Here is a 24,965-nt window from a genome sequence, read left to right as displayed (position 1 = left end):
TCGCTTTGCGTCGGGCGGCCGCCTGTTGCGGATGTGTCCGACGTTACGTGGTGGATGCGTGCGGGATCAGTTGCGGTATTGCCGGCATTCACCAGTAAAGACAGCATCGAGGGCGTCGCGGAGTAGTTCCTTGCAGGCGGCGCGCAGCGGCCGGCCTCCGAGGGTGCGGTCGGGGTCCTGGTAGAGCTGTGCGGCCAGTCCGTCGGCGAGCGCTGTGATCCGGGTGGCAGCCAGGTCGGGGTCGGCGACCTCTTCGACTTCGCCGCATTCCTTGCCGTTGTGGACGGCGGTGGCCAGTTGGGCGCGGATGTCGGCGGCGGTGGCGTCGGCGACCTGGGCGAGCGTTGCGTTGTCGACGGAGCGGCCGAGGAAGGCTCGTGTGACGCGGTATTCGCCGCGTCGTTCGTCGTCGAGGGGCAATAGCTCCAGCAGGCTTTCGAAGACAACGTCGGAGATCCGCCGCTGGTGGGCGACCCCGTCCGTGATCTGTGCGGTGACCCGGTCCCGGAAAGCCTGGGTGACTTGGCCGTAGGCGAACAGCAGCAGCTCGTTTTTGCTGGCGAAGTAGTGCTGTACGAGGCCGACGGAGATCTGTGCCTCTTGGGCAACGGCTGCCATGGTCACCGCCTCCAGCCCTGCTGCGGCGACGAGGCGCTGGACGGCGTCGGCGATCTGGCGGCGACGGGCTGGGTGATCAGCAACTCGGGGCACGGGATAACCGTATCAATGTACGGTTACGAGGTAGCCATACGACCATACGGTTATGGCCGCCCACGCCTGCCCGGAGACCGGAGAGCCATGCCCCTGCGACCAGTCGCCCTGTCCTGCCTGCTCCTAGCCCTGCTGGTGTGGACCGGAGCGATCACCGCCCCGGCTGCACACGCCCGTGGTGACACCACCGCCAAGGTCGATACCTTCCTGCGCGAACGCGCGAAGGCCACGAAATCCCCCGGCCTGGCCTACGCAATCGTCAACCGCCGTGCCGTCGGGCACGTCGGAACCATCGGCCGCGACGGCGACGGCCAACCGGTCACCAAGAACACCCCGTTTCTGTGGGGTTCGGTCGCCAAACCGGTGACCGCTACCGCAGTCATGACCCTCGTCGAGGCCAGCAAGGTCGACCTCGACCAGCCGGTACGCGCCTATCTGCCGCACTTCACGCTGGCCGACCCCCAGGCGGCCAGCCGCATCACCGTCCGGCACCTGCTCACCCAGACCAGCGGCATACCCGAGTTTACCGACGCCGTCGACCGCTTCGAGCAGCGGGCCGATCCCTACCGCGCGGCGATGGCGGAACTGGCCGATGTCGAGCCCGCGTCCGAGCCCGGGCAGCGGCACAGCTACTCCAGCGCCAACTACCTGCTCCTCGGCGCCCTCGTGGAGGACGTCAGCGGCCGACCGTACGCGCAGTATCTGCGCGAACACGTCCTCAACCCACTCGGCATGCGTGACGCCATCACCACCCCGGAACAGGCCCACGCGATCCCGGGCGGCCACGACATCGTCTTCGGGCGGGCAGTCAAGACCAAGACCCGCTTCGATCAGACCGGCCCCAGCTACGGCTACCTCGGCGGCACCGTCGAAGACCTCGCGCACTTCGCTGTGGCCCACCTGAACAACGGCGCCTACGGACCGAACCAACTGCTAACGCGGCGCTCGGTGACCGAGATGCACCGGGGCGTCGCCCTCGTGGGCGGCACCCAGAAGTACGGTCTGGGCTGGCGCGACGATGCCCGCAATGCCGACCTGGGCACTCGCACGATCTGGCACAGCGGCGCTTCCCCCGGCTACCAGGCCACGGTGGTGCTGCTGCCCGGCGCCGACCGTGCCTTCGTCGTGATGCACAACGTCCACGGCTACTTTCAGGGCTCCGACCTCACCGCCACCGGACTGGGCGCCGCCCGCATTCTCGCCGGCGGCCAGCCCAACGTGCCCGCGGCCGACACCTCGTACCACGTGATCCTGGGCGTCCTGGTGAGTGTCCTGGCCCTTGCCGCGGCTGAGATCGCCTGGAGCGTCTATCGGTTATTCCGCCCGGCGTCCAAGCCGCGCAGCCGTCTGCGGCTCCTGACCGGCACTGCGGGCTGGACTCTCGGCGGCATCGGCTTGGCTTGGCTGGCCAAGGGCCTCGTCCCGCTGGCCACCGGCGCGGACCAGGATCTGATCCGCCTGTGGGCACCGGACATCGGCTGGCTTCTGCTCGCCATCATCATCGCCGGATACACCCTGGCCGCTGTCCGGCTGGCGGAAGGCTGCCTGCGGTTACGGCCAAGCCGTCGCCGCCTCCACGTCATCGCCTCCGAGCACCGGCAACCATCACGTAACGTCACGGGTCAGGGGTTATGACACCGCCTCTCACCACCGGCGTACCAAGTATCGACATCGGCCTGCGTGCACTCGGCGAGGATCGCCGCGGCGGCTTGGGAGGCACAGGGGGCACGGGCGGTAACGCATCGTCATGCCCTCGAGCGCACCGCGGGTGAGCGTAGACGCGAGGAGGCCCGTACACGCTGTGCGTGCACGGGCCTCTGGTCGAGCGCCGGGCAGGCCTTGCACCTGCATTTCCCCGCAGGAAGCGGGGCATCTTTCCTTGGACCACCAACGCATCACCGGCTGCCGCGTGTTGTGGCGACCAGTTCAAGATCTACTGTATCGGACGGAGGGGCGGGGGTGCGACATGAGGCGGGCGTTGGGCGCGAAGGCGGAGGCGGGAGACCGCGCCAGGGCGGCTCGTGCGCGGAAGCGCTTGAGGTAGTAGGCCGTGGCGGTACCGTTCGTGCTGCCGGCGAGAATCGCCTTTTCCCAGCAGACGGCGACCGCTTCCTTGAAGAACATCCGGGCTGAGGCCCGTTCGTGGTCGTCGGCGGTGACTTCCACCAACAAACGTTCGGGGCCCTGTCCGCGCCCAGGCGCCGGAAGGTGGCTGGTGGCGCAGCCGCTCCGGTTGGGCAGTTCCTCGGCCGGCGCGGTCTCAGTAGTGACGGGGCGGTCGCTCAGGGACGCCGCGAGGATGACCAGTTGTTCGGCGAACTCGGGGCCCAGCACCGGGAACTCGAGGTCGGGGTGCTGGTCGTAGCTGGCGGTCACGGAAGCGGCGACGAATTCGATGACGGCCTGAGCCGCCTGCGTGCGCGGGCTCGTGCGGCTGAGCCGGCTCAGGACACGCAGGAGCGTGGCCAGGTTGGTGTCGGCGGTCATCACCTGGCAGGCCAGGGCCTGTTCGCCGGTGTCGGCGGTGTCACCGTCTTGCGGGGGGGGGTGAACAACGGTCTGGTCCTGCCACAGTGCAGCGGCGTAGGTGTCACCGCGGGCGAAGTCTGCCGGAGCGGGGCCTGAGCGCGGTAACCGGGGTGCCGCGGACATTTTGTCTCCGGTGACCGCCCAGGAGCCTGTCCCCCTGGCCGGACCGGAAGCGACAGCCAGACGTCACTCCACGAGCCGCAGCGGACGGGCCCTGCGGCGGTCACCGGAGGCGGGAGGGGGCGTCGGGCTTCAGAGGATGTCGTCGTTGGAGTCGAACGCGTGCTCGTCGGGGGGAAACTCGTCGAAGTACACCGAGTCCGTCTCTCCTGTCAGGACGGACAGGAGAAAGGGCGTGCACTGGGTCGGGTGGTGTTCCCATTCCGGTCCCCGGCCCTCGTTGAACATGACGGTCCACTCATCAGGCTTCTGCTCCGGCCGACGCAACCAGTACAGCATGGCGCCGCTGCCCTCGATGTACGCCCACGGCAGGACCTGGGCCTGGGGATCGTCCTGCAGCTGCGCCGGCTTGGGTTCGGTCTCCCACAAGTTGGCCAGGACTTCTGCCCGCTCCGTGGCCTGGTCGAGGAGGTTGTAGTCCTCGTCCGGACATGCGGGGTCCAGGAGCCAGATGGTCTCGTCGAAGACCCCGCCTCCGTAGGCCTCAACGAGTTCCTTGTAGTCCTGCGGCAAGGCGGTGCCAAGCCGCTGCTCGGCGGCAACCCAATCTCGCGGGCGGCGGGGGCCAGGGGGAGGAACGAGAGCGGCAAGGCGTTCCACGGTGGGGTGCATCGGGGCCGGTTTCCTTTCCTTGACGGGGGCCTACTTGGGCTTGGGGCATTGAAGGTAGAGACGCTGTTGGTGCTGCTTCCGCCTTCGTAGGGGGTGAAGGAGAAGCCGCGGTTGCCGTGCGCCTCCAGGGTCATTCCCAGGGGGATGACGTCGCCGGGATCGTTGGTCCGGTAGATGGGCGTGGCCTTGTCGTCGATGGTCTGGCCGCACTCGGACTCGACACGGGCACCGAACGCGTCTACCGCGCCATGCTGGACCATCGTGACGACGGGATATCCGCACTGTCCCAGCGACTCGCACTGCCGGAGGACCGGTTACGCGACTGCCTCGACCGGCTCCATTCCCTCGCACTCGTCCGGCCGTCCGCCAAGGTCGACAGCGCCTTTCGGGTACTGGGACCGGAACAGGCCATGAAGCTGCTGCTCGCCCGCCAGCAGGCCGAACTCGCCGCCCACCAGGAGCGCCTGGAGAGCGCGCGGGTCGCGGCCGCGCAACTCGTCGCGGAGTGCGCCGCCCTGCACAGACCCTCGGCCGGCTTCCACACCGAGGAGCTGACCGGCGCGGAGGAGATACGCGAGCGGCTCGCCCGACTCGCCTCCGACGTCCGCCACGAGATCATGACCCTCGCTCCGGGCGGCGCCCATTCGGAGAGCGACCTGGAAGCCAGCCGCAAGCCGAACGCGACCCTGCTGGACCGCGGTGTCACCATACGGACCGTCTACCTCGACAGCATCCGCAACCACCAGCCCACGCTCCGGCACGTCCAGTGGCTCCACGAGCGCGGCGGCCACGTCCGCACCGCTCCCAGCCTGCCGATCCGCATGATCATCGCGGACCGGACCGAGGCCGTCCTCCCCCTGGACCCCGCGGACGCGAGCTGTGGCGCCGTGGTCCTCACGGGGCAGGGCGTCATCACGGCCCTGTGCGAGCTGTTCGACAGCACCTGGCAGGCCGCGAACCCCTTGGTGCCCACGGTGGAACGGGACACCGACGGCCTCACCCCGCAGCACCGCGAGGCCCTCCGGCTGCTTGCCCAGGGGCTGAAGGACGATGCGATCGCCAAGCGCCTGGGCGTCTCCACTCGTACCGCCCGCCGCTTCGCGGCCGAACTCATGGACGCACTCCAGGCACGCAGCTGCTTCGAGGCGGGCGTCCACGCGGTTCAGAACGGCTGGCTCCCCGCGCACCGCACCTGACGGCCCGGCGGCGATCGCGCCACCGTTTCGACTGCCGGACACCAACCGAGACCCGACCGTCGACTCGTGCCACCGCCCCCTCCGCCCCCGGCACCCCTCTCCCCGTCAATGGCCTTCACCGCCCCAGCAGTTCGGCCAATCGGGCAAGGATGGCATCGATCTCATGCGGTGTGAGGGGTACGAGTTCGAACAGCAGCTCCTGCGCATCCCGCCGACCGGGCATGGCCCAGATCGACGGTGACCCTGCTCGCAGCGCTTCGTCCAGAGCGGCCGAGTCGATCGCCGACACAGCGGGATCCACCGCCAGCCGGGCGCGGGCGAAGGGCAGGCCGGTCGGGTCGGGGACGGACGACGCGGTGACGCCCCGGACGGCACCCGCCCGCTCGACGAAGTCCGCCACCTTGTCCGCCTGTTGCTGCCGCCACACCGCCATGTCCAGCTCCTGACGCGCCTCGAGCGCGGCGAGGACGCCGATCACCGCCTCCTTGCTCGCCTTCATCGCACGGCCGATGCCCCGTTCCTGCGCCCGCACCGCCGCCACCGCACCAGCCCGGCCCACCACCAGACCCGCGGTCGGGGAGCCCAGGTACTTCTGGCCACTGATGGCCACCAAGTCCGCTCCGGTGGCGAGGAGTTCACCGATCCTGAAGTCTTGCGCGGCACCATCGACGACGACGGGGACCCCCCGACGATGAGCGACCGCCACGGCGTCGGCCAGCTCGGCACCGGACCCGCGCACGAGACGGGACGACACCAGCAGCAGGCACGCGACGTCCTCTCGGGCGAGACCCGTCTCCAGATCCTCCAGCGTGAACCCGCTCTCCGTGCCCACGGGAACCGGGACCGCACCCGCCAGCCGGACGGCCTGCACGATGGGATGCCCGTAGTTGACCGCGTGTCCCGCCGGAAGGACGACTGCGCCGGGCATACCGGTCGTGTCCGGCAGCGCCTCGACGCGCTCCGGGGACTCCCCCGTCATCGCGGCGGCGACCGCGAGAGTGATCGCCGAGGCCGTGCAGTGCACGACGGTCCCCGCCTCCGCCCCGGTGAACCGAGCCAGGGACCGGTCAGCCGCCTCCTGCAATTCGTCCATCACGAAGAACTCCGACAGCGCCCCGGCGACCGCGGCGCCGACGTCGTCCCCACTGCGTGAGACACCGAGGGGTGTGTAGGGCCCTCGTGCGTTGATGATCCGGCTGAGTCCGTATGCGGCGTGCAGTCCCATGGGAGCCATCCTGCCCTCCCCAACTGCACCGGCAGCGACATGTAGTGCGACGCCCCCATCATCCGTGCGAAGCGCGGGCGCACCGAACGCCGCCCTCCGCTACGGGGCCGGCAACATGTGCCCTGGCAGTAGCCACGCTCCGCAGCGTCGCCGGGACGTCGGCAGTACCCAGGCAGCTCTGTGGGTCCGTGCAGCATCGGGGTGCTTCTGGTGAAGGTCCTGGTCATGCCGATGAGACCTGCGTTCGACCCGGGCAAGGGCCCGGAATACCCGGCGTCTAGGGTGAGCTTGTGCAGCATTTCGAGGTCGTGACAGCCGTCGCCGCACCCCCGGACCAGGTGTTCGCGGTATGCCTGGACGTGGAGTCGCATACCCGCTCGATGGCCGATTCTTCGGAGCGAGCGGTTGGCGGCAGGACCCGGGGCGAGCTGGCGCTCGGTGACACGGTGACCTTCCAGGCTCGCCATCTCGGTCTGACCTGGCGGCTCAAGGCCCGCATCACCTCCTACGACCGGCCCCGGTGTTTCGTGGACGAGCAGGAGTCCGGACCGTTCAAGCGATGGCGTCACGCCCACCACTTCGAGCCGGACGGCACCGGCGGCACCATCATGCGAGACGTCATCGACTTCGCCTCACCGCTGGAGCCTGTCGGACGCATCGTCGACAGACTCCTCCTGCGCCGGTATATGTCCCGCCTCATCAGAATCCGCAACGCCTACCTGGCCAGCACTTTCGACTGAGTGGCCGGGCCAGTAACCCGTGCTCCACCGCAATCGCCCCGCGCCGCCGGTGGACCGGGGCGGACGCGATGCGTCTCTACCCAGCAGCAACCCGACGGGACAGAGCACCAGGGCCCGAATTGACCAACAGCGTCCCCTCACGGGCGGCGGGCCGTCCCATGCGCTGACGTTATTTCTCGTGAACATTCCCGAGCCCGTCGGCCTCCAGCTGCTGCCACTTGAGGAGTCGTTTCGCGGTGAGTGCGGGTGTCGCGTTCTGCCCGACATTGCGATGTCGGTTTGTTTTGACGTCAGTCGGGGGCTCGCAGTGGGACTGTGAGGACGGCTAGGGCGATGACTGCGGCCAGGGGACCCAGCAGGGCCCACCGGGCCGAGCGGGCGAGGCGGCACACGCCGGGAGCAAAGCAGAGAGGGGCCAGCACGACAGCAGTCAGGCCGATCTGGACCGCCGCCACCTCCAACCAGGGGACCACCGACGTCAAAGGCTGTGCCCAGGCAACGCATAGAACGGCCAGGAGAAGGACCGGACCCACCACGATCAGTGCCGTCCAGCTCCAGAAGAACAGGGAAAGGCATCGGCAGGCTGGTCAGTCGGCCAGATCACGGGGTTTGACGTTCCTGGTGACGTTTACGATCCCAGCCTCCGGCGGGCGACCGGTTCACGACATGAGCGCGAATACTCAGCGGGCCCTCGCCGGCTACTCAGGCGGCCACGGTCACCGCCCCTCGCCTCCGGGCACCCTCACCCCGGGCCACCCAGACACAAAGGCCGACAGCGCGGCACGCTTGCCGCGCCTCCTCAGCCACCACCTGCGCGAGCGCCTGGCGGTCGACGTGCCGCTCCACCGCGGCGAGGACCAGGCGCTGCAGCTCGGCCGCATCCAGTGCCTCGACCTCCCACTGCACCGGGCGCCGGCGGTCGTAGCCGTGGCGCCTCGCCCATGCCGCCCACCGCGGGTCGGTGGCCTTACTCGCCGTGGGCGGCAACTCCTCCACGTACAGCAGCACCGTGGGGCGTCCATCGGCTGCGGTCCGCTCGCGGACCAGCTGTGCGTACGGCTCGCTCGAAAACCTCCGCACGGCCAGGGCCGGGCCCCCCAACTCATCTAGCCACGCGTCGATTTGGGCCCGGAGGGTGTCCTTCTCGCAGCACACGTACAGCGCCACGGCCTGGCCCCGGGTCCGGGTCCAGTCCAGCCGGAACGCCGCTTCAGGTGGCTGATTTGTCGAGCGGCTGCGGAGGTGCCTGGTTCGGTGGAGCTATGTCCTGGTCGGGAGTACGGGTCTGTGCTGCGTGGACCTGTGAGGTCTTGCGTCCTCGGGTTCCCATGAGGGTCGTGAGGGTGGAGGCGCCGGCGACTGCGGCGATGCCGAGCCACTGGGCCGTGCCGAGACGCTGTCCGAGGATGAGCAGGCCGAACAGGGCGCCCGCGGCGGGCTCCAGGCTGGTGAGAACGCTGAAGACGCGGGGCGGGATACGGCGCAGGGCCTCCAGGTTGAGGGTGTAGGGCAGCACGCTGGAGGCGATGGCCACGATGGCCGCGATGCCCAGGACTTCCGGGTCGAGCAGGCCGCTGCCGGCGTGGGCGATGCCGTAGGGGGCGCTGAGCAGGGCTGCCCAGCTGATGGCCACGGCCAGGCCCTGGCCGCCGCTCAGTCGGGTGGCCATGCGGGAGGAGGCGAGGATGTATCCGGCCCAGCAGCATGCTGCTGCGGCCGCCAGCGCGAGGCCGGCCGGGGGAAGGGGGCCGGTGCCCGTGCCGCTGAGCAGGATGACGCCGCCTGCCGCCAGGAACGCCGGCAGCAGGTCGATCAGCCGGCGTGAGCCGACCAGGGCGATGGTGAAGGGGCCGAGGAACTCGATCGTGGCGACGATGCCGAGCGGGATGTGGTCGACGGCTTCGAAGAAGGCGATGTGGTGGCCGGCGAGGAGGGTCCCGGCGGCGAGCACCGTCTTCCAGGCTCCCTTCGCCTCCGTCAGAGTGTGACGGCCGGGGCGCCACAGCAGGCACAACAGCACGCCGGCGATCAGCAGACGCAGGAAGACCACCCCGGCGGCGCCTGCTTGGGGATACGCGAGCGGGGCGAGGGCCGCACCGAACTGAATGCCGCTGACACCGGCCAGGACGAGCAGAGGGGCGGGCGCCCTTTCGGCCAGGGCGGAAACGCCCCGGGCCGGGCTGGAGTACTGCATGGGAATGTCCGTGTCCTCGAGACGGGGACGGCGCATGCGTCCCGGGCTGTTGCTTCTGGCGGCTGTCCGGCCTGCGACGGCGTGAGTTCAGGCGGCGACGCGCAGCAGGAGCTTGCCGGTGGAGGCGCGCCCGCCGACGAGGCGGTGTGCGCCTGCCGCGTCGGCCAGGTCGAATTCGGCGGTGACGGGCAGGGTGACCCTTCCGTCGGTGACGGCGCGCACAGCGCGCTCGGTCAGTGCGTGCAGGGCGTCGGGCGCCGACTGGGCGAGCGCGAGTACGGAGAAGCCCCCGATGGAGCGTCCTTGGGCATACAGCTCGCTCTGGCCGGCCTGCCAGGGTTCGGCCCCGCCGGCGTTGCCGAAGGACACCATGCGTCCGAAGACGGACAGTGCCTCAAGGCCGCGGCGCAGCGTGTCGCCGCCCACCGGGTCGAGGACCAGGTCGACGCCCTTGCCGCCGGTTGCCCGGCGCACGTCCCTGTCGAAAGCGGCGGGAGAGAACACTTCGTCGTAGCCGTGCGCCAAGGCGTACGCGGCCTTGGCGTCGGTGGAGGCCACCCCGTACACGGCACCGGCGCCCGCCGCCCGGGCCAACTGTCCCGCCACCGTGCCGATGCCCCCGGCCGCGCCGTGCACCAGCACGCTCTCGCCGGCTCGCAGCCGTCCCACCTCGTGGATCAGTGCGTGCGCGGTCGGCAGCACGATGGGGAGCGTGGCCGCGGTCCGCAAGTCCATCCCGCCGGGCAGCACGAACACCGTCGCGGCTTCGGCGAGGACCACTTCGGCATAGCCGCCGCCGTCGACGAGAGCGGCGACCTCCTGTCCCGTCCGCAACCCCTCGACGTCCTCACCGACCGCCCGGATGCGCCCGGACACCTCCAGGCCGGGGCGGTAGGGCAGCGCAGGCACCCGGTAACCCGCCGCCCGCGCTTTGACGTCCGCGAAATTCACCCCGGCCCAGACCACGTCGACCGTCACCTGGCCAGGACCTGGCTCAGGCACCGGAGCCTCCACGATGCGCAGCACCTCAGGGCCGCCGTGTTCCTGTAACTCAACCGCACGCATACGCAGCCCCCTGCCGCGAGTGTTCAACGGAAAGCGAACACTAGCACTGTATGATGAGCGTCGAACACTGGGCGCGGGAGGCTGAGTCGTGACGGACCGCACAGAGGGCAGAAGCCACCGCCAGTCACCGGTGCACACCCACCCCGACGATGTGCCACTGCTGACGGCCCTGTCCGCGCTCGCCGACCCCGTGCGCATCCAGTTGGTACGCGACCTCGCGAGCCACCCGGACTGGACACTCAGCTGCAGCAACTTCGACGTGCCGGTCGGCCGAGCCGCGAAGAGCCACCACTTCTCGGTCCTGCGCGACGCCGGACTCGTCGAGCAGCGCGACCAGGGGCCCAAGAGGCTCAACCGGCTGCGCCGCGAGGAGTTCGATGCCCGCTTCCCCGGCCTTCTCGACCTGACGCTCCGCGCCGATGATGCGGACTGACCTGCGGCTGACCTGCCCGTGCGCGGTGATGTGGCTCTGATCGACGATGGAAGCATGCCGGTTCGGCGGAGCGGTGGCGTTTCGATGTCGTCGGCCGGTCGTGGACGGCACTGCAAGGCCCAACCCGGCTCTGTGCGCGGACTGCGACTGGCAGTTCGTCACCCGCCTCCGGCAAGCCTGGTAGCACGCTTCACGGAAGTTGAGCGGAGAAGGACACCCTGCGCCGGCAACTGACCGGCCGGCTCGCCCCTGCGAGCATCCCGGTCCCGGTGGTTCGCGGCTTCGGCTCGCAGTCGTACGCCAACACCTTTCGGTGATGGGGCAGTTGGTTGGGGAGCGCGGTGCGGGTGGGCCGACGCCTGCCCATGTGGGCTTCTGCAGCTTCCTCGGTCACTTCTGGGATGCCGGGACGAGAGCGGGGGCGGCCTTGAAGGAGATGGCCTCCATGAGCGGCTTGCGCTTGGTGTTGTGGAAGGCGGCTACGCGCCACTGGCCGTCCTGCTCCCGGACCAGGGTGTAGGTCTGAACCTTGGTCAGCTTCTTCGGCTTGCTGCCCTTGTAGCTGTCGCCGCGGCCGGTGATCACTGCGGTGTCTGGACCGTAGAAGCGGATATCCAGGATCTCGTCGGCGAGTTGTGTGCCCTTGAGGAATTTGGCGAACAGCGTCCGGTGGCTGTCGATGATGTCGCGGCGGCCCTGGTAGTGCGTGCCGACGAAGGTGACGTAGGTGGCGTCCTGCGTGAACTGCGCACCGTACGCGTCGGCGTCGTGGCGTCGCCAGGCGTCGACGAGTGAGGCGATCACCGCGGTAACGGCATTCCTGTCGTCCGTGGTGGGCATGAAATCCTCCCGGTAGCTACACTGATGCAGATGTTGCAGGTAGACATTATCTGCATGTGTGCAGCTATCTAGGCAAGGGGCATCCAGGGACATGGCCGACCTGACGCCGGCGGACGAGCACGTGGTCTTCCGTCAGTACCTCGACGCTGTGGGACTCCACGGCATGGCCGGGGCGGAAGCGGTGGGGCTCAGCGCCTCCGAGTGGTATGCGCTCAGCCAGATCGCGTTGGAAGGCACGCTCACCTCGGGAGACCTGGCCGCACGCGCCGGTCTCACCACCGGGGCGACCACTCGCCTGATCGACCGCCTGGAGCGAGCCGGATTCGTCCGCCGGGCTGCCGATCCAGATGATCGGCGCAAGGTCATCATCGAGCCGGTGGCCGACTCCCTCGACCGTGTCGAAAGAGTGGTCGGGCCGGCCCGGCGCCAGATCACCGACGTCCTCAGTCGGTACACGCCGGACCAACGCGCCGTTCTCTTCGACTACTTCGCTCACGCCGCCCCTGCATTCCGGGTGGCCACCGAAGAGATCAGGGACGCAGCAGCACGCCGCCGTCAGCACAAGGGAGGTGCGGCGGCACGCCGCCCGTGAGGGTCGTGATTGTGACCGATGCAGGGTACGACGTCACTCGCCTGGCCTGGGTCCACATCGGCACTGGCAACCCACCGCCATCTACTGATCCGCCGCAACCGGACCACTGGCGAACTCGCCTTCTACCGCTGCTGGTCCCCCACCGAAGTGACGCTGGCCGAACTGGTCCGCGTGCCCAATAGAACCGCAACACCTCACCCGAACAGAGGCCGCCGTGGGTTCTTTGATGGAGAGCGCGCTGCGTCATCGTTGATCCGGCGGCCGCCGGATCAACGATGACGCAGCAAAACGAGATTTCACCCAGCCAGGTGGTCAGTCGATGAATGCGAAGCGGTTGTTGGCGGCTGAGCTGCACGACCACTGAATGAGGTCGGCGCCGTTGCCCCTGCTGGCGCCTTCAACATTCAGGCACTTCCCGCTCTTCTTGTTCTTGAGCCGGTACGTGCCGTCCGAGAACCCTTCCACGTACCACAGCCCGTTCGCCTGCTCGTTGCACGGCCACTGCACGACCTTGGCCCCGTTGGCGGTGCTGCCGCCCTTGACGTTCATGCACTTCTGGCTGTGGTAGTTCTTGACCTGGACTGTGCCGTCGCTGGCCCTGTAGAACCCCCACCAGAGGTTTCCCTGCGAAGCACATGACCACTGATCGAGCTGTACGCCGTTCCCGGTGTTCCACCCCGGCAGGTCGGCGCACTTCCCGGAGTGCGCAAACTTCATGTAGCCCCAGCCGTCACCGGCTTGAGCCGAGAACTGCTGCCCCACGCTCTGGCGCTCCACAGGAGTGTCTTGGGCCGCAGCAGTACCAGCGGGCATGACAGCGGCGGCCAGTCCGGCAAGAACCGCTGATGCGGCGATGCCAGCCCTCTGAAGTCTCAGCATGTTTCTCCCCGTGTTCCGGTCCGTTCGCGCCGGACCCCCCGGTGCGAATTTCACGGACGAGAACCTACGGAGCTTCGACTCGGTACAAATCAACCCAGGGGTGGGAATGTCAGTAAACCTTCGTTGTAGCTGTTCGTAAACTTGGGTGGTAGTGCTCACGCGTCCGGCCAGGCACGCACCGAGCTGGTGGTGCTGAGATCGATCCGTCTAGCCGCCCATGCCTGTCGGTGCTTCGACGGCCCCGGGCACCGCGCCCGCCTGGAGGAGATGCTGCGCACGCACGGGCCGGGCAGCAGGCCCGCCTCGCACGGCCGGTACGCGCTGATCGGACAGCCCGAGACCCTGGTCATCCTGGGGCGAATGGAGACTGCCCCATTCCTCCTGCGCGGCCAGTGGGAGAAGGAGTTGGAGACCGTCTTCCTGGACGGCCTCGAGTTCGTGCGGGGGCCGCGTGTCCGCCTCAGCCGGTGAGCAGCCGGGAGCGATGGCGGGACCCGGGCAGGGTGTTCATGTCCGGGCCCCGCTCTCGTCTCGTCAGCCGAAGTCGAGCGTGTCCTGTGCGAAGTCGGTTGGGGCCGGGCTGGGCTGGGGCGGTGGCGGTGCGCCGTCCTGACGCGTGGCCTTCCGGCGCTCGATCAGCTCGTCCTTCCAGCCCTTCTCCGGGGGCCACGGCACGCCCCGCTCAGCTAGTGCCGTATCAGGCAGCGTTCGCCTTGTTGTGATCGTGACTGGGTACCGCAGTTGACCAGTGGGCGCGCGATTTGTCAGCCTGCGCATTCGCGGTCCCGCTGGGCTCGGGCAGCCCAGGTGGGCCCGACTCTGGCGCGCTCAGCTGCGGACAGGTAGCTGGCGGGCGAAGCGGCGGACAGCGTCGGTGAAGGCATCTGGGTCGTCGAAGTTCGCGAGATGCCTTGCCCGCGGGATCAATTCGACGCGGGCGTGCGGATGCGCGCGGGCGAAGTCCCTCTCGCCGGACCGGAAGACGGCGTCCTTCTCGCCGTTCAAGATGAGCACGGGAGCCGCCACATGACGCATCGCACTCGCGTCGAAGCGGCCCAGCACCTCGCCCCAGGCGGCCGGCAGGGTGTGGAAGGCGTAGCCGGAGCGGATGGTCGCCTCCACCACCTCGGGTGGATAGAGCCGGCGCAGCAACCGGTCGTTCCACCGGGCCAGCCGGTCCGCCGGTAGGCGAGGGACGAGTCCGGCGACCCACCGATACGGCGTTGCCCATGGGCCACGAGTTGAGGCGCTGGCCCCAGCAAGGACCAGCCCCCGCAGCTGCTCGGGGCAGCGCCGCGCGAACTCCAGCGAGGCGTATCCGCCGAGCGAGTGCCCGACGATCAGAGCCGGTCCGCTGTCGAGCGAGTCCACCGCGGAAGCGATGATCTCCGTCGCCGTGTTCAGGCTCCAGGGTTGAGTCGAGCGGGCGCCGTGGCCTGGTAGGTCAACAGCGGCTACCGGGAAGTCCTCTTGGAGTGCGGCGAGCTGTGGGCTCCACTGTCCCGCGTTGAACCGCGTCCCGTGTACGAAGACGATGGGCGGTGCACCCGTTGCCGTCATGAGTCCCCCAGATCAGCGCTCTCCTCGGGCCGACTCTACCGGCGGGCCATCCCGGCGCTGAGGCGCGGAGGTGCCGGCCAGTGAGGACGCTCAGGCCCCATCCTTAGACCTGCACGTTGCGAGTAAGACCTCTGGCAGGAGCACGTGCTCGCCGTTAGCGTCGCTCGCATGCAGTGCTTCGCTTCCTGGCGTACTCGCCGCTGAGGGTCGGCCCGCCGCCACGACATGCCGCGAGCGGGCCACAGGTGTCCCCCTCTCCCCTCCCTCAGTTTTGCGAGGCACGCTTCATGCTCATTCGAGAGTTCGCTCAGAGCGACCTGGCACGCCTGACCCAGCTGACCATCGAAACCTTCCAGGCGTTCTACGAAGGGTCGTTCCGCCCACTGGTAGGCGACGCCGTCTTCGACATCCAGCACGGCAACTGGCGCGACGACTACCGCCAGCAGGTGCCTGGCCTGCACGACCCGGAGCAGAACAAGTACGTGGCCGTCGCAGAGACCGACAGCGTCATCGTCGGCTACGTCGGCTGGCAGGCAGACCCGCTCCGCGGACACGGCAGGATCGAGGTCCTCGTCGTCGCAGAGGACCACCGTCGCGACCACGTCGGCACCAGGCTGTGCCAGCACGCCTTCAGCGAGCTGCGCAGTCTCGGCGCGAAGATGGTCGAGATCGGCACAGGCGGTGACGCCTTCCATGCGCCGGCCCGCAGCCTGTACGAGAGCCTCGGCTGCGTCAAGCTGCCGACGGCGGTGTACTTCCGCCAACTCTGACCGGCCCTGGGTGGGCCGCAGGACCGCGGCCCACCCCAGTCAGCAGATCGCGTTTTGTGGTCAGGCAGGCTGCAGGGCGGGGGGCGGCCGCGGCACACGGCGCCCGGGACGCCTGAACGTCCTGCGCACATCCAACCGCCTCTGGACCTACTTCAGCCCTGCCGAGGAGATCGCTCCCGGCGAGCGCACCGGCCGTTTCCGGATCGGCGGCGACCAAGTGATCCGGCGCCGCCGGCCGCAGCAGCCGCATCTCAGCGGAGGATGCCGCCCTCGCCCTGGTCGACGAGGTGGAACTGCCCCGCTTCGCCCAACGCCGCCGGAGTGCTCGGGTGCACCTCACGCTCGATGCGCGGCATGATCTCGGGCAGATAGATCTTCTGGATGGCTTCGCCGGCATCGTGGGTCTCCCAGTGGCCCCGAGTCGCCCAGCGCTCGACCAGGACGAACCGGGCCGGATCCTCGTGCGAGTGGTACGCCTCCCAACTGACACAGCCGTCCTCGGCAAGGCACAGCGGGCGCATGCGGGCCAGGGCGTCGAGCCGCTCACGTGTGCCCGGCGCAGGCATCGACGGGCTGTCGTTGTCCGCCGGGTGGCGTGAGCGAGCGTTCGAACGTCCGGTCATTCGTCTTATTCGTCTCATTCGTCGCGCAGGCCGTCGGGACGCATCATGCGCCACATCGCCGGCAGGCTCAGCAGCGTGACCAGCAGGACGACTCCGCCACCGATCCCGGCCATCCCCGCAATGCTGGCCCAGGCCACCGCGAGCGGCAGGCCTGCCATCTTCAGCAGCATCGAGCCGAGACCCAGGCCGCCGACGACGGCCAGGGCCAGGCCGAGCAGGACCGGCAGCGCGGTCTGCCACAGCACCGACAGGCCGAGCGTCGAGCGCGGGGTGCCGAAGGCGACGAGCACCGCGAGCAGCTTCCTCCGCTCACGGAGCTGGTCCAGCATGATCACGAGCATGCTCGCGCCGATCAGCAGCAGCGTGACGGTCGCACCGATGAACAGGCCGCGCTTGATGTTCCTGAACTCCGGTGCCTGTTCGTTCTCCACGTTCTCTTGGACCTCGAGCAAGGGGTCGATCCGCGCGGCGGTGTTGCGGACTCGCTCGGCCGCGTCGCGGTCGGCAGGGTCCAGCTTCACCAGCAGTTCCGTGCCGGCGTCCGCCAGGTCGCGGGTCCTGATCGCCTCGGGCGTGGCGAAGACGCCGGTCGTGAAGGACCCCGCCGGGTCCGGCACCACCTGTGTGGCACGGGCGGTGGCAGGGACGGTCCACAGCTTGGGCGCGGCCTTCGGGGAACCCTCCTCCGAGGCGGCCAGGTCGACCTGTTCACCCGGGTCGGGGGTGTACGAGCCGCCCTTCAGGGGGTCCTCGCCCAACTCGTCGGCGACGGTGTAGACACTGCCGGGCCGGCAGCCTGGGGCCTCGACGACCTGCCGCAGGCTCGCGCAGTCACCGACGATCACGAAGGCTCCGGGCGCGTCGCTGCCGGGCTCGGCGGCATGGCCGAGCGTGTAGGTCAGGGCGGATGTCACGCCGGGCGTGGCCCGCAGGGCGGCCAGGTCCTCGCGCTGCCGGTTCTCACCCTCGTACGCCCCGGTGATCCGCAGCTCGCCGCGGACCGGGCTGCGGCCGGTGGTGTGCGTGTACCGGCTCTCCAGGCCCGAGAACAGCATGTGCACGGCGATCGCCCCGGCCACCGCGAGGGTGATGCCGCTGACCATGCGTGCGGCCGTGCCGCTGTCCGCCTGCAGGCGCCGGCCGGCGAGTTGCAGCGACAGCGGACCGCCCCGCAGCCGTCCGACGACGGCCTCCATCGCCCAGGGCAGCAGCGCCGTGACCCCCGCGAGGAGCAGCATCGCGCCCACCGCGATCTTCGGTTCGTTGACCCGGGTCTGCGGATCAAGGCCGTCGATCATCGGGAAGAGCAGCGCCACCCCGGCGGCCGGCAGCAGCAGCCGCCACCACAGCCGCCGCTTGACCGTACCGGCGTGCCGTACGACGCCGAGCGGTTCGACGGCGACGGTGCGCAGCGCGAACAACGTGACGGCGACGGCGAGGACCGGCACGCCGGCCACGATCAGCGCGGCGAGCACCGGGTCCGGGGCCACGTCGGAGGCGAAGACGCTGATCCGCCACAGTTCGACCGTGCCGACGAGCCGCCGTCCGCCCGCGAAGAGCCCGAGGCCCACGGCGAGTCCTGTCAGCGCGCCCACCAGGGCCTCACCGGCCGCGATGCGCCGGATCGTCGCGGTGTCCGAGCCGACGAGGCGCAGCGCTGCCAGCCGCCGGTCGCGGCGCTCGCCCCCGAAGCGGACGGCCCCGGCGATGAGCACCGCCACCGGCATCAGCAGCACCACGATGGCGATGACGAGCAGCAGCATGAGGAACGAGTCGAGTCCCTCGGAGGGGCTCGGGCCGCCGAAGTGGTCGGTCCGCGTCGGGTTGTCGCCCTTCGGGGTCAGGTCGTCCGCCCCCGCGTAGTAGGCCAGTTCGTGTGGGCCGAGCAGTCCCGCCTCGCCGATGGTGCCGGTGACGCGATGGTCCAGACGCTTCTTGAGCAGGGCGCCCTCGGCGGAGTGGAGCAGCTTCTCGAGTTCGGGGGAGACGACCATCTCGCCAGGGGCGGGCAGTTCGTCCAGGCCCGGCGGCAGGACCGGCCTGTCGCCGTCCGGCCGGACGAGCCGCCCGTAGATGTCCTGGCCCCGGTAGGTGGTGTTCGCTCCGCCGGTGACGACCGTCTCGTCGGTCGGTCGCATCGGCGTGCCGTACACGAAGTCGTTGCGGGCCGCGCCGCGGTCGTCCCGGGCGCTCAGCACGGCCGGAACGGCGGAGGCGAGGAGCAGCAGGGCCACGCCCAGGCCGACGCCGACGGCGGTCAGCAGCGTGCGGGTCCAGGCCGGGCGTCCGCCGCTCACCGCGAACCAGGCGCCGAACGCGAGGTCGCGTGCCCAGGCCGCCGGGCTGGTGCGGGCCTCGCCCCGGGCCGCGCGCCGGCGCTTCAGGCGGTCGCGGGTGCTGTGGCCGCCCCTCACGCGGTGCGCTCCATGTCCCGGGACCTGCCGTCGCGTACGACGATCTCGCGGTCGGAGTGGGCGGCGACCCGCGCCTCGTGGGTGACCAGGACGACGGCCGCGCCCGTGTCATGGGCGGCTTCGGTCAGCAGCCCGAGGACGAGTTCGCCGGTGAGGGAGTCCAGGGCGCCGGTCGGTTCGTCGGCGAACAGGACGCGGGGCTCCGCAACGAGGGCGCGGGCGAGGGCGACCCGCTGACCCTGGCCGCCGGATATCTCTCCGGGACGCCTGCGGGAGAGGTGGTCGATCTCCAGGCGCTCCAGCCATGCGAGGGCTCGGCGCATGGCGTCCTTGCGGGGGGTGCCGTTCAGCCACAGCGGCAGCGCCACGTTCTGCAGACACGTCAGTTCGGGCACCAGCTGCCCGAATTGGAAGAGGAACCCGAACTCGCTCCGACGCAGCCTGCTGCGTCCGGCGTCCGACAGCGTCGACATGGCCCGGCCCTTGTACGTGACCCGGCCGGCGTCGGGCAGGACGATGCCGGCGAGGCAGTGCAGGAGCGTCGACTTTCCGGAGCCCGACGGACCCATGACGGCGACGATCTCGCCCGGCCGGATGCTGAAGTCGGCGCCATCCAGGGCGTTGGTCGAGCCGTAGGCCTTGCGCAGGCGGGTGGCGGTCAGGATGGGGGCGTTCATGGACGGATCTTCGTGGCGAGCGGGCCGAGACGGGCGACGGTGAACTCTCCCGCCCCCAGAAGTGCGGTGCGGGCGCGACTGCTTGACATGCGGCGCACTCTACATGGCATGTATACCCGGCATGTATACCTGGCTTGTATAGCTGGCTTGTATAGCTGGCTTGTATAGCTGGCTTGTATAGCTGCCCGGGCTCTCCGCCGGGGCGGGGGGCTTCGACCGTCTTGGGGGGCGGGGCTTGGGACTTGGGGGCAGGGCTTGAGGTGGAGGTCCAGCCCTGGCCTGGGGGGCCGGCCCGAGCCGGGGGCTCCGCCCGCCGGGAGGTGACTCCCGCCGGGCCTGGCGGTCCGGCCCGTCCTCCGGCGGGCCGGCGGCTCCGGCGCGACGTCCTGGAAGATCTCCCACCATTCATGCGGCCCTAGCTGCTCAACTATGCCCAGGCCAGGAGCAACGAGCCGCAGCCAATCAAGACACCGTCCAAGCCGACGGGCGCACTCCAAATGCGCCATGGCCACGGCCGCTTGTGCGTCGTCAAAGCGGGCCCCGCGATCCAGGTTTGGTCAGCCAGGCATGACAACGCCCCCGCCCGGACTCCGGCGCGGGGGCGTCGTCGTGTGTGGCTAGCAGGTCACCGTGCGGTCGTACCAGCCCACGGTCCACACATCGTGGACGGTTCCTCCCGGCCGCATCGGGTAGCACGGGGAGTCCGGACCAGCCTTGATGATCACCTTGACCCGCATGTGTCGGCCGCAGTTGTTCTTCAGTTTGGCGTACCCCGGCGCGACGGTCCGCTTAATACACGCAGGGGCCGTGCCCTGCGCAGACATTTCCGAGGCACCCACCGCTGCTGAGCCCACGGACACAGAGCTCGCAGACGCGGGACCCGCCAGCCCGAGCACCCCGGCCACAGCACCAGCGGCCACCATCCCGACAATCGTCCTCCGCATAAGTCCTCCCCCGATGGATCACCAACCGAACGACAGGAGCGTAGATCCCGCCCTCCCCCCACCGAATCCCGCAGCAGGTTGAACCGTGCCTACCGCACACGGTTGACGACCCGAACACGTACAACTACCGCGGTAGGGACGCAAGCAACACAACACTGCCGCCCGGCCCTCTCCGCGCGGGCTTTGTGCTGCCCGGCCGAGAGGAGACGCACGCGAAACCGTTCAAATGCCGGGGGCAACGTGGCTCCATGCACCCCCTCATGCGCCGCGCACCGCGAGCCCTGGCTCATGCTCTCAAGGCCTGGGCGTACTTACGCGGCAGAGCCCTGACCTTGCAGAGAGGCTGGTGCGCACAGACGACTATCACCTTGGCGAGTGGATGAGCATCAAACCGCTGCCGGCTCTGTACGGGCTTTGGGCACTGTGCAGTCTCAAAGCCGAAGAGCGGCAGGTCTTGTTGTAGACGGCCGCTGTCTTGTGATGCCACGCGTGGCGGTTCCTCAGCTGACGCCGGGCATGAGGCCGTCAGTGGTCCGTGCTCGTGGGTATGGCCCCGGCTGGCTTGGCGCTCCTCGCCAGTGCGCAGTATGCCGCAGTCGAACTGACTCGAGCACCACAGCGGATACCGTCGATTTAACGTGAGTGCGTGTCAGCAACCGCTGGGTCGGGTTCCCGTGCCACGGTCTTCAAGTGGTCTCGGTACCAGCTCCCCCACCTTTCAAGCTGGTCGATCGTCTCTCGCAGACTTTCCCCGGCCTCGGTGAGTGAATACTCCACCCGTGGAGGGACTTCGGGGTAAACCGTTCGTGACACGAGGCCGTCGTCCTCCAATTCCCGGAGCTGCCGGGCGAGCATCCGGTGAGTGACTGTCGGCATATTGCGTTGGAGTTCGCCGAATCGGTGCGTTCCTGACAGGAGATACCTGAGGATCAGCAGCTTCCACTTCCCGCCGACGACCGACAGGACGACCTCGGTGTTGCACCAGTCGGCCATCTCGTCCACGCGCTCACGTACTCGCCTCATGGCCAACACTGTAAGCAGGTATACCGAACGACACTATGGGGCCGGAAGGGCACCGATGCACATTCAAGACCGTACTTGTGTCGCAAGTTTCATACAGCACACAGTGGTTGTGTGCTGACAGGGACTGAACGGACGACGCCGCACCGGTGGGCAGCCCTGGGTGTGCTGTGTGCCAGCCTGCTCATGGTCGGGATGGACCTGACGGTGCTGCATGTGGCCGTTCCGACGATCTCCAGAGAGCTCCTGCCGAGCGGGGCCGAACTCCTTTGGATCGTCGACAGCTATGCGCTTACCGTCGCTGCCGGGCTGATCACCTGCGGGACGCTCGGGGACCGGTTCGGGCGCAAGCGGATGCTGATGGGTGGCTTCGCGGTCTTCGGCCTCGCGTCGGTGGGTGCCATGCTGTCCGTCACGCCGGTGCAGCTGATCGCCGCTCGGGCGGCCCTCGGTGTCGGGGGCGCGATGATCATGGCGAGTACGCCGGCGATCATCAGGGCCGTCTTTCCCGACAGCCGCGAACGGGCGCTGGCCGTCGGCCTGTGGACCGCCGCGAACAGCGTGGGAGTGTCGGTGGGCCCGCTGTTGGGCGGTGTGCTGGTCGAGCACTTCTGGTGGGGTTCGGTCTTCCTGGTCAATGTGCCGGTCGTGGTGCTTGCCCTGGCCGGCGGCGCCCTGCTGGTCCCGGAGTCGCGCAACCCCCGCCCGCACCGGTGGGACGCGGTCAGTGCCGTGCTGTCGGCCGCCGGACTGGCTGCCGTGGTGTTTGCCTTTCAGCAGTTGGGAGAGCATGACGGGGTGTCGTCGGCGGTCTGGGGGGTCGGGCTCGTCGGAGCGGTGCTGCTGGTCGGTTTCGTCGTACGGCAGCGCCGGATCGCTGATCCGCTGCTGGACGTCACGCAGTTCGCCGACCGTCGCTTCTCTGTGTCGGCGCTGTGCATCATGGGGTGTTACGGGGCGTACACCGCGCTGTTGTTCCTGCTCACCCAGCGCTTCCAACTCGTGGACGGCTACTCGCCTTTGAGGGCGGGGCTGGCGCTGGTGCCGCTGGCGGTCGCCAATGCCGTCGGTGCGGCCCTGGCGCCGCGCTTCGCGGCGCGGTTCGGTCACCATCGTGGCTTGTGCGGCGGACTGCTGCTGTGCGCGCTGGCGTTGGCGGCGTTCGCGGTGTTCGGCGCCACGGGCAACTACGCGGCCCTGGTCGTCGTGGGGCTCGGCTCCGGGACGGTCATGACGTTGGGGTCGGACTCCATCCTGGGTGCGGCGAGGCCCGAGCGTACCGGTGAGGCCGGAGCCGTTCAGGAGACCGCCTTCTCTCTGGGGGCGGGGCTGGGACTCTCCTTCTTCGGGACCGTGCTCTCCCTGGCCTACCGCTCCGACTTCGATCCAGTGGCCGGCGCCTCGGCGCAGCAGTGGGAGACCGCGCGCAGTTCGGTGGGGGCCGCGGCCGAAGTGGCCGCGCGCGTCGGGGGAAAGGTCGGTGATGGGCTGCTGAACAGTGCGGAGCACGCCTTCGACACCGGTTTCGCGGTAGCGACCGGAAGTGCCGCTGCTGCCCTCGCGCTGCTGAGCGCCTTGGCCTGGAGAGCGTTGCGCGTGCCCGGCGGCAAGCACGATCCCCGGTGAGCGGGAGCGCGGGTAAGGGCACGGGGCTGGATCACCGTGCCCGGGCCTGCGCGAGCACCTTCCTCGTAAAGTTCACGCACTGTTACCTACTAAAACCGTACGAAGAGTGTTCGATGGGTGCTGGGCCGGACGTAGCCTGCTACTCCCCCACCTTCAGCTCTGTAGTAGGAGAACCACTCCCCTGCAGTGACCTTGCGGCCCGGGCCGGTGGTCGGGGTGGTGCGGGACTCGGCGAGGAGGACCTCCTCACAGGTGTCACACTCGTCACGGTCGTCATCAGTTCAGCGCTGGATGCAAGAGCGCTGGTATCCCTCCCCTTTCTCCGCGGCCGTGGGCAGAGCGGCGACCGCCTGCTTCAGCGCCATCGGAAGCGCAACCAGGCCGCCCGCGTCGGCGGCCGCAGCCGGAGACGCCGTGGAGGGGCAGGGCGAGGAAGGCTGCGGCCAGGGCACTCGTGATCACTCGCTGACGGCTGGAGTTGCCGCGGGCGCATCAGGTCTCTTGCTGGAGCCCTGGAAGCGGGTCTTTCCGAGAGCCCGTAACGGGCGCGGGACGCTCCTCGATTCGGTGGTCGAAGACAGCGCCCCCGACGCCGACCGTGGTCGCCCCGCCGTCGACGGTGAGGACGGCCCCGTTGACGTAGGAAGCGGCGGGTGAGAGCAGCCAGTTGATCGCCTCTGCGACCTCCTCTGGATCGCCCGGCCGCCGGGCGGGAGTCAACTGGTTCGCCTCCATGTAAGCCGCCTCAACGCCGCCTGCCAGTCCCGCCTCTGCCGCGAACCGCGCCATCCGCTGGTCGGCCATCTCTGTACGCACCCAGCCCGGGCACACCGAATTGGCCCGCAGCCCCCGCGGGCCATAGTCGACGGCGAGGGAACGGCACAGGTGGAGCAAGGCCGCCTTGGACGTTGCATAGGCGGCGTTGCCGACACTGTTACGGAGTGCGGCAACCGAGGCGACCGCTACCACCGCACCGCGGCTTTCCAGCAGATGCGGTAGCGCGGCGCGCAGCAACAAGAACGGGCCAGTGAGGTTGGTCCGTATCAGCTCTTCCCAGTCCTCGACCTCTGTGTCGCCTACCGCGCCGCCTCGTCCGATTCCGGCGTTGAGCACTATGCCGTCGAGTCTCCCGTAGGTCTTCACCGTCGTCTCGACGAGTTCACGCACGGCCTCGGGATCCGCGACGTCGGCAGGATGGGCCAGCGCTCCGGTCTCGGCAGCGACTTGCTGCAGCGGCTGCGGTCTCCGGCCAGCGATCACGACCTCGTGTCCGTCGGCCCGCAGCAACCGGGCCGTCGCGGCACCGATGCCCGTTCCCCCGCCAGTGACGACAACAACTCGCCGACCAGTCATGAACGTTGGGCTCCTCACCTGTTGACAACGTGCGGTTCGATCATATGCAGCACTGTCGAGTCCGGATGACCCGCTCTTGTTCGAACATGTCAGTGGCTGGTCATGTCGCTGACGATGGTGCAGCGGGTGATGTGTGGGGCGGCGAGTTCGCTGATTAGGTGATGTCGGCGGTGTGTTCGGCGGTCAGGACGTGGTGGAGGGCGGGGACGAAGGCGGCGACTTTGCGCTACGACGCCAAGGCCCGGCAACGGGCCCCCGAGCTGTACGAGCCGATCGACCGGGCCAGTGACGAAGAGGTGCTAGCGCGGCCGCGAACCGGGAGTTGATGGCCCAGCTGAACCGGTGACCGTGTCGTCACCAGTGGTTCAGTCGACGAAGGTCATCCGTGAATAATGGTGCGACTCTCCGATGCCCCAAGTCCGACAATCATTCGGTGACTGACAAGAAGCGTTGCCTCACCCTCCACGTTGCCGTTTCTAATCTTCCGCAGAGGGGCGCAATCGTGGAAGTCCGGCCGCTGGTCGACGGTGAGGACATCCTGGCGGAGGTGTTCACAGAAGGTCCGGGCGAAGATCCCAAATTTCTCCTGCTCCCGGAGGGTCCTCTTACGGCTGGTGCTGAGCCGCACGAGGTGCGACTGGCCGAGGCATCACGCACCGAGGGGTGCTGCGGCGCTCTCTACGTGACCATCCGACGTGACGGCGACCATGTGATCTGGAGCGAGTGGCGCAACTCCGACGAGAACGGCGTTGACCTGCCTGAGTTCTGGTTCGATGCAAGGA

Annotated in this window: 25 protein-coding genes and 1 pseudogene; 9 read left to right on the top strand and 17 right to left on the bottom strand. The window is 69.0% G+C overall.

The features are described from left to right. Window positions 1-66: 66 nt before the first annotated feature. A complete protein-coding gene (locus ACZ7LU_RS38030) occupies window positions 67-711 on the bottom strand; it encodes a TetR/AcrR family transcriptional regulator (protein ID WP_471919401.1) in 645 nt (214 codons plus the stop codon). A gap of 135 nt (window positions 712-846) precedes the next feature. Here ACZ7LU_RS38030 and ACZ7LU_RS38025 point away from each other — a divergent pair, with 135 nt between their 5' ends. After that, complete coding sequence (locus tag ACZ7LU_RS38025) at window positions 847-2,346, top strand: serine hydrolase domain-containing protein (protein ID WP_471919400.1); 1,500 nt, start codon at window positions 847-849, stop codon at window positions 2,344-2,346. A 291-nt stretch (window positions 2,347-2,637) separates the two neighbouring features. Here ACZ7LU_RS38025 and ACZ7LU_RS38020 read toward each other — a convergent pair whose 3' ends face one another. Beyond that, window positions 2,638-3,363 (bottom strand): hypothetical protein, encoded by a 726-nt coding sequence (locus tag ACZ7LU_RS38020; protein ID WP_471919399.1) that lies wholly within the window; start codon window positions 3,361-3,363, stop codon window positions 2,638-2,640. 129 nt (window positions 3,364-3,492) lie between these two features. Continuing rightward, window positions 3,493-4,032, bottom strand: coding sequence for an SMI1/KNR4 family protein (locus ACZ7LU_RS38015; RefSeq protein WP_471919398.1), 540 nt, complete (start codon window positions 4,030-4,032; stop codon window positions 3,493-3,495). Between the two features lie 248 nt (window positions 4,033-4,280). On the opposite strand from ACZ7LU_RS38015, the gene ACZ7LU_RS38010 reads away from it, so the two are divergent. Then, window positions 4,281-5,228 carry a helix-turn-helix transcriptional regulator gene (locus ACZ7LU_RS38010; protein ID WP_471919397.1) on the top strand — a complete coding sequence of 316 codons (948 nt, stop codon included), beginning with the start codon at window positions 4,281-4,283 and terminating at the stop codon, window positions 5,226-5,228. A 115-nt stretch (window positions 5,229-5,343) separates the two neighbouring features. Here ACZ7LU_RS38010 and ACZ7LU_RS38005 read toward each other — a convergent pair whose 3' ends face one another. Continuing rightward, entirely contained in the window at window positions 5,344-6,462 is a 1,119-nt protein-coding gene (locus ACZ7LU_RS38005) for an aminotransferase class V-fold PLP-dependent enzyme (protein ID WP_471919396.1), read from the bottom strand. A 281-nt stretch (window positions 6,463-6,743) separates the two neighbouring features. On the opposite strand from ACZ7LU_RS38005, the gene ACZ7LU_RS38000 reads away from it, so the two are divergent. Beyond that, window positions 6,744-7,193 carry an SRPBCC family protein gene (locus ACZ7LU_RS38000; protein ID WP_398310390.1) on the top strand — a complete coding sequence of 150 codons (450 nt, stop codon included), beginning with the start codon at window positions 6,744-6,746 and terminating at the stop codon, window positions 7,191-7,193. Between the two features lie 702 nt (window positions 7,194-7,895). On the opposite strand, the gene ACZ7LU_RS37995 is transcribed toward ACZ7LU_RS38000, so the two are convergent. From ACZ7LU_RS37995 to ACZ7LU_RS37985, 3 genes are all read right to left on the bottom strand, one after another. Beyond that, window positions 7,896-8,273, bottom strand: a complete 378-nt coding sequence (locus ACZ7LU_RS37995) for a hypothetical protein (protein WP_471919395.1) — start codon at window positions 8,271-8,273, stop codon at window positions 7,896-7,898. 130 nt (window positions 8,274-8,403) lie between these two features. Further along, entirely contained in the window at window positions 8,404-9,387 is a 984-nt protein-coding gene (locus ACZ7LU_RS37990; RefSeq protein WP_471919394.1) for an EamA family transporter, read from the bottom strand. A gap of 87 nt (window positions 9,388-9,474) precedes the next feature. After that, window positions 9,475-10,452: a quinone oxidoreductase family protein gene (locus ACZ7LU_RS37985; RefSeq protein WP_471919393.1), complete on the bottom strand. Its 978-nt coding sequence runs from the start codon at window positions 10,450-10,452 to the stop codon at window positions 9,475-9,477. An 88-nt stretch (window positions 10,453-10,540) separates the two neighbouring features. Between ACZ7LU_RS37985 and ACZ7LU_RS37980 the strand changes: the two genes are divergently transcribed. Further along, window positions 10,541-10,885, top strand: coding sequence for an ArsR/SmtB family transcription factor (locus ACZ7LU_RS37980; RefSeq protein WP_398310401.1), 345 nt, complete (start codon window positions 10,541-10,543; stop codon window positions 10,883-10,885). Window positions 10,886-11,275: 390 nt separating this feature from the next. Here the strand turns inward: ACZ7LU_RS37980 and ACZ7LU_RS37975 are convergent, their stop codons facing one another. Next, complete coding sequence (locus ACZ7LU_RS37975) at window positions 11,276-11,725, bottom strand: SgcJ/EcaC family oxidoreductase (protein ID WP_471919392.1); 450 nt, start codon at window positions 11,723-11,725, stop codon at window positions 11,276-11,278. Between the two features lie 91 nt (window positions 11,726-11,816). Here ACZ7LU_RS37975 and ACZ7LU_RS37970 point away from each other — a divergent pair, with 91 nt between their 5' ends. After that, window positions 11,817-12,317: a MarR family winged helix-turn-helix transcriptional regulator gene (locus tag ACZ7LU_RS37970; protein ID WP_471919391.1), complete on the top strand. Its 501-nt coding sequence runs from the start codon at window positions 11,817-11,819 to the stop codon at window positions 12,315-12,317. A gap of 312 nt (window positions 12,318-12,629) precedes the next feature. Here the strand turns inward: ACZ7LU_RS37970 and ACZ7LU_RS37965 are convergent, their stop codons facing one another. Further along, a complete protein-coding gene (locus tag ACZ7LU_RS37965; RefSeq protein ID WP_471919390.1) occupies window positions 12,630-13,250 on the bottom strand; it encodes an RICIN domain-containing protein in 621 nt (206 codons plus the stop codon). Between the two features lie 135 nt (window positions 13,251-13,385). On the opposite strand from ACZ7LU_RS37965, the gene ACZ7LU_RS37960 reads away from it, so the two are divergent. Then, entirely contained in the window at window positions 13,386-13,667 is a 282-nt protein-coding gene (locus ACZ7LU_RS37960) for a hypothetical protein (RefSeq protein ID WP_471919389.1), read from the top strand. A 63-nt stretch (window positions 13,668-13,730) separates the two neighbouring features. Here ACZ7LU_RS37960 and ACZ7LU_RS37955 read toward each other — a convergent pair whose 3' ends face one another. Further along, window positions 13,731-13,871: a hypothetical protein gene (locus ACZ7LU_RS37955; protein WP_471919388.1), complete on the bottom strand. Its 141-nt coding sequence runs from the start codon at window positions 13,869-13,871 to the stop codon at window positions 13,731-13,733. Between the two features lie 153 nt (window positions 13,872-14,024). Next, window positions 14,025-14,756, bottom strand: a complete 732-nt coding sequence (locus ACZ7LU_RS37950; RefSeq protein ID WP_471919387.1) for an alpha/beta fold hydrolase — start codon at window positions 14,754-14,756, stop codon at window positions 14,025-14,027. A gap of 287 nt (window positions 14,757-15,043) precedes the next feature. Here ACZ7LU_RS37950 and ACZ7LU_RS37945 point away from each other — a divergent pair, with 287 nt between their 5' ends. Together ACZ7LU_RS37945 and ACZ7LU_RS37940 are read left to right on the top strand one after the other, a co-directional pair. Further along, window positions 15,044-15,526, top strand: a complete 483-nt coding sequence (locus ACZ7LU_RS37945; protein WP_471919386.1) for a GNAT family N-acetyltransferase — start codon at window positions 15,044-15,046, stop codon at window positions 15,524-15,526. 112 nt (window positions 15,527-15,638) lie between these two features. Then, window positions 15,639-15,849, top strand: a pseudogene (locus tag ACZ7LU_RS37940) (NAD(P)-dependent oxidoreductase); the annotation flags it as partial. On the opposite strand, the gene ACZ7LU_RS37935 reads toward ACZ7LU_RS37940, so the two are convergent. The 5 genes from ACZ7LU_RS37935 to ACZ7LU_RS37915 all read right to left on the bottom strand — a co-directional run bounded on the left by ACZ7LU_RS37935 (window position 15,778) and on the right by ACZ7LU_RS37915 (window position 21,207). Next, window positions 15,778-16,149, bottom strand: coding sequence for a putative quinol monooxygenase (locus tag ACZ7LU_RS37935; RefSeq protein ID WP_471919385.1), 372 nt, complete (start codon window positions 16,147-16,149; stop codon window positions 15,778-15,780). The pseudogene ACZ7LU_RS37940 and the gene ACZ7LU_RS37935 sit on opposite strands and share 72 nt — an antisense overlap. A 14-nt stretch (window positions 16,150-16,163) precedes the next feature. Continuing rightward, a complete protein-coding gene (locus ACZ7LU_RS37930; RefSeq protein WP_471919384.1) occupies window positions 16,164-18,563 on the bottom strand; it encodes an FtsX-like permease family protein in 2,400 nt (799 codons plus the stop codon). Continuing rightward, window positions 18,560-19,240, bottom strand: coding sequence for an ABC transporter ATP-binding protein (locus ACZ7LU_RS37925; RefSeq protein ID WP_471151697.1), 681 nt, complete (start codon window positions 19,238-19,240; stop codon window positions 18,560-18,562). Before ACZ7LU_RS37925 ends, ACZ7LU_RS37930 begins: the two co-directional genes overlap by 4 nt. A 617-nt stretch (window positions 19,241-19,857) precedes the next feature. Continuing rightward, window positions 19,858-20,064, bottom strand: a complete 207-nt coding sequence (locus tag ACZ7LU_RS37920) for a hypothetical protein (protein WP_468316219.1) — start codon at window positions 20,062-20,064, stop codon at window positions 19,858-19,860. 753 nt (window positions 20,065-20,817) lie between these two features. Continuing rightward, window positions 20,818-21,207, bottom strand: coding sequence for a winged helix-turn-helix transcriptional regulator (locus ACZ7LU_RS37915; protein WP_471919383.1), 390 nt, complete (start codon window positions 21,205-21,207; stop codon window positions 20,818-20,820). Between the two features lie 111 nt (window positions 21,208-21,318). Here ACZ7LU_RS37915 and ACZ7LU_RS37910 point away from each other — a divergent pair, with 111 nt between their 5' ends. Further along, window positions 21,319-22,830, top strand: a complete 1,512-nt coding sequence (locus ACZ7LU_RS37910) for an MFS transporter (protein WP_471919382.1) — start codon at window positions 21,319-21,321, stop codon at window positions 22,828-22,830. Window positions 22,831-23,322: 492 nt separating this feature from the next. Here ACZ7LU_RS37910 and ACZ7LU_RS37905 read toward each other — a convergent pair whose 3' ends face one another. Continuing rightward, window positions 23,323-24,183, bottom strand: a complete 861-nt coding sequence (locus tag ACZ7LU_RS37905) for an SDR family NAD(P)-dependent oxidoreductase (protein WP_471919381.1) — start codon at window positions 24,181-24,183, stop codon at window positions 23,323-23,325. Window positions 24,184-24,965: the final 782 nt, after the last annotated feature.

The organism is Streptomyces sp. NPDC039462 (assembly GCF_055639375.1).
Note: the sequence above shows the minus strand (reverse complement) of the source record. Positions and strands in the feature narration are given on the sequence as shown.

Excerpts from the sequence above, each read along its gene's own strand:
- ACZ7LU_RS38020 (WP_471919399.1), bottom strand. The coding sequence starts at position 3,363 with ATGTCCGCGGCACCCCGGTTACCGCGCTCAGGCCCCGCTCCGGCAGAC.
- ACZ7LU_RS38015 (WP_471919398.1), bottom strand. The coding sequence starts at position 4,032 with ATGCACCCCACCGTGGAACGCCTTGCCGCTCTCGTTCCTCCCCCTGGC.
- ACZ7LU_RS38010 (WP_471919397.1), top strand. The coding sequence starts at position 4,281 with ATGCTGGACCATCGTGACGACGGGATATCCGCACTGTCCCAGCGACTC.
- ACZ7LU_RS38005 (WP_471919396.1), bottom strand. The coding sequence starts at position 6,462 with ATGGCTCCCATGGGACTGCACGCCGCATACGGACTCAGCCGGATCATC.
- ACZ7LU_RS37990 (WP_471919394.1), bottom strand. The coding sequence starts at position 9,387 with ATGCAGTACTCCAGCCCGGCCCGGGGCGTTTCCGCCCTGGCCGAAAGG.
- ACZ7LU_RS37985 (WP_471919393.1), bottom strand. The coding sequence starts at position 10,452 with ATGCGTGCGGTTGAGTTACAGGAACACGGCGGCCCTGAGGTGCTGCGC.
- ACZ7LU_RS37975 (WP_471919392.1), bottom strand. The coding sequence starts at position 11,725 with ATGCCCACCACGGACGACAGGAATGCCGTTACCGCGGTGATCGCCTCA.
- ACZ7LU_RS37970 (WP_471919391.1), top strand. The coding sequence starts at position 11,817 with ATGGCCGACCTGACGCCGGCGGACGAGCACGTGGTCTTCCGTCAGTAC.
- ACZ7LU_RS37950 (WP_471919387.1), bottom strand. The coding sequence starts at position 14,756 with ATGACGGCAACGGGTGCACCGCCCATCGTCTTCGTACACGGGACGCGG.
- ACZ7LU_RS37945 (WP_471919386.1), top strand. The coding sequence starts at position 15,044 with ATGCTCATTCGAGAGTTCGCTCAGAGCGACCTGGCACGCCTGACCCAG.
- ACZ7LU_RS37935 (WP_471919385.1), bottom strand. The coding sequence starts at position 16,149 with ATGACCGGACGTTCGAACGCTCGCTCACGCCACCCGGCGGACAACGAC.
- ACZ7LU_RS37925 (WP_471151697.1), bottom strand. The coding sequence starts at position 19,240 with ATGAACGCCCCCATCCTGACCGCCACCCGCCTGCGCAAGGCCTACGGC.
- ACZ7LU_RS37920 (WP_468316219.1), bottom strand. The coding sequence starts at position 20,064 with ATGTCTGCGCAGGGCACGGCCCCTGCGTGTATTAAGCGGACCGTCGCG.
- ACZ7LU_RS37915 (WP_471919383.1), bottom strand. The coding sequence starts at position 21,207 with ATGAGGCGAGTACGTGAGCGCGTGGACGAGATGGCCGACTGGTGCAAC.
- ACZ7LU_RS37905 (WP_471919381.1), bottom strand. The coding sequence starts at position 24,183 with ATGACTGGTCGGCGAGTTGTTGTCGTCACTGGCGGGGGAACGGGCATC.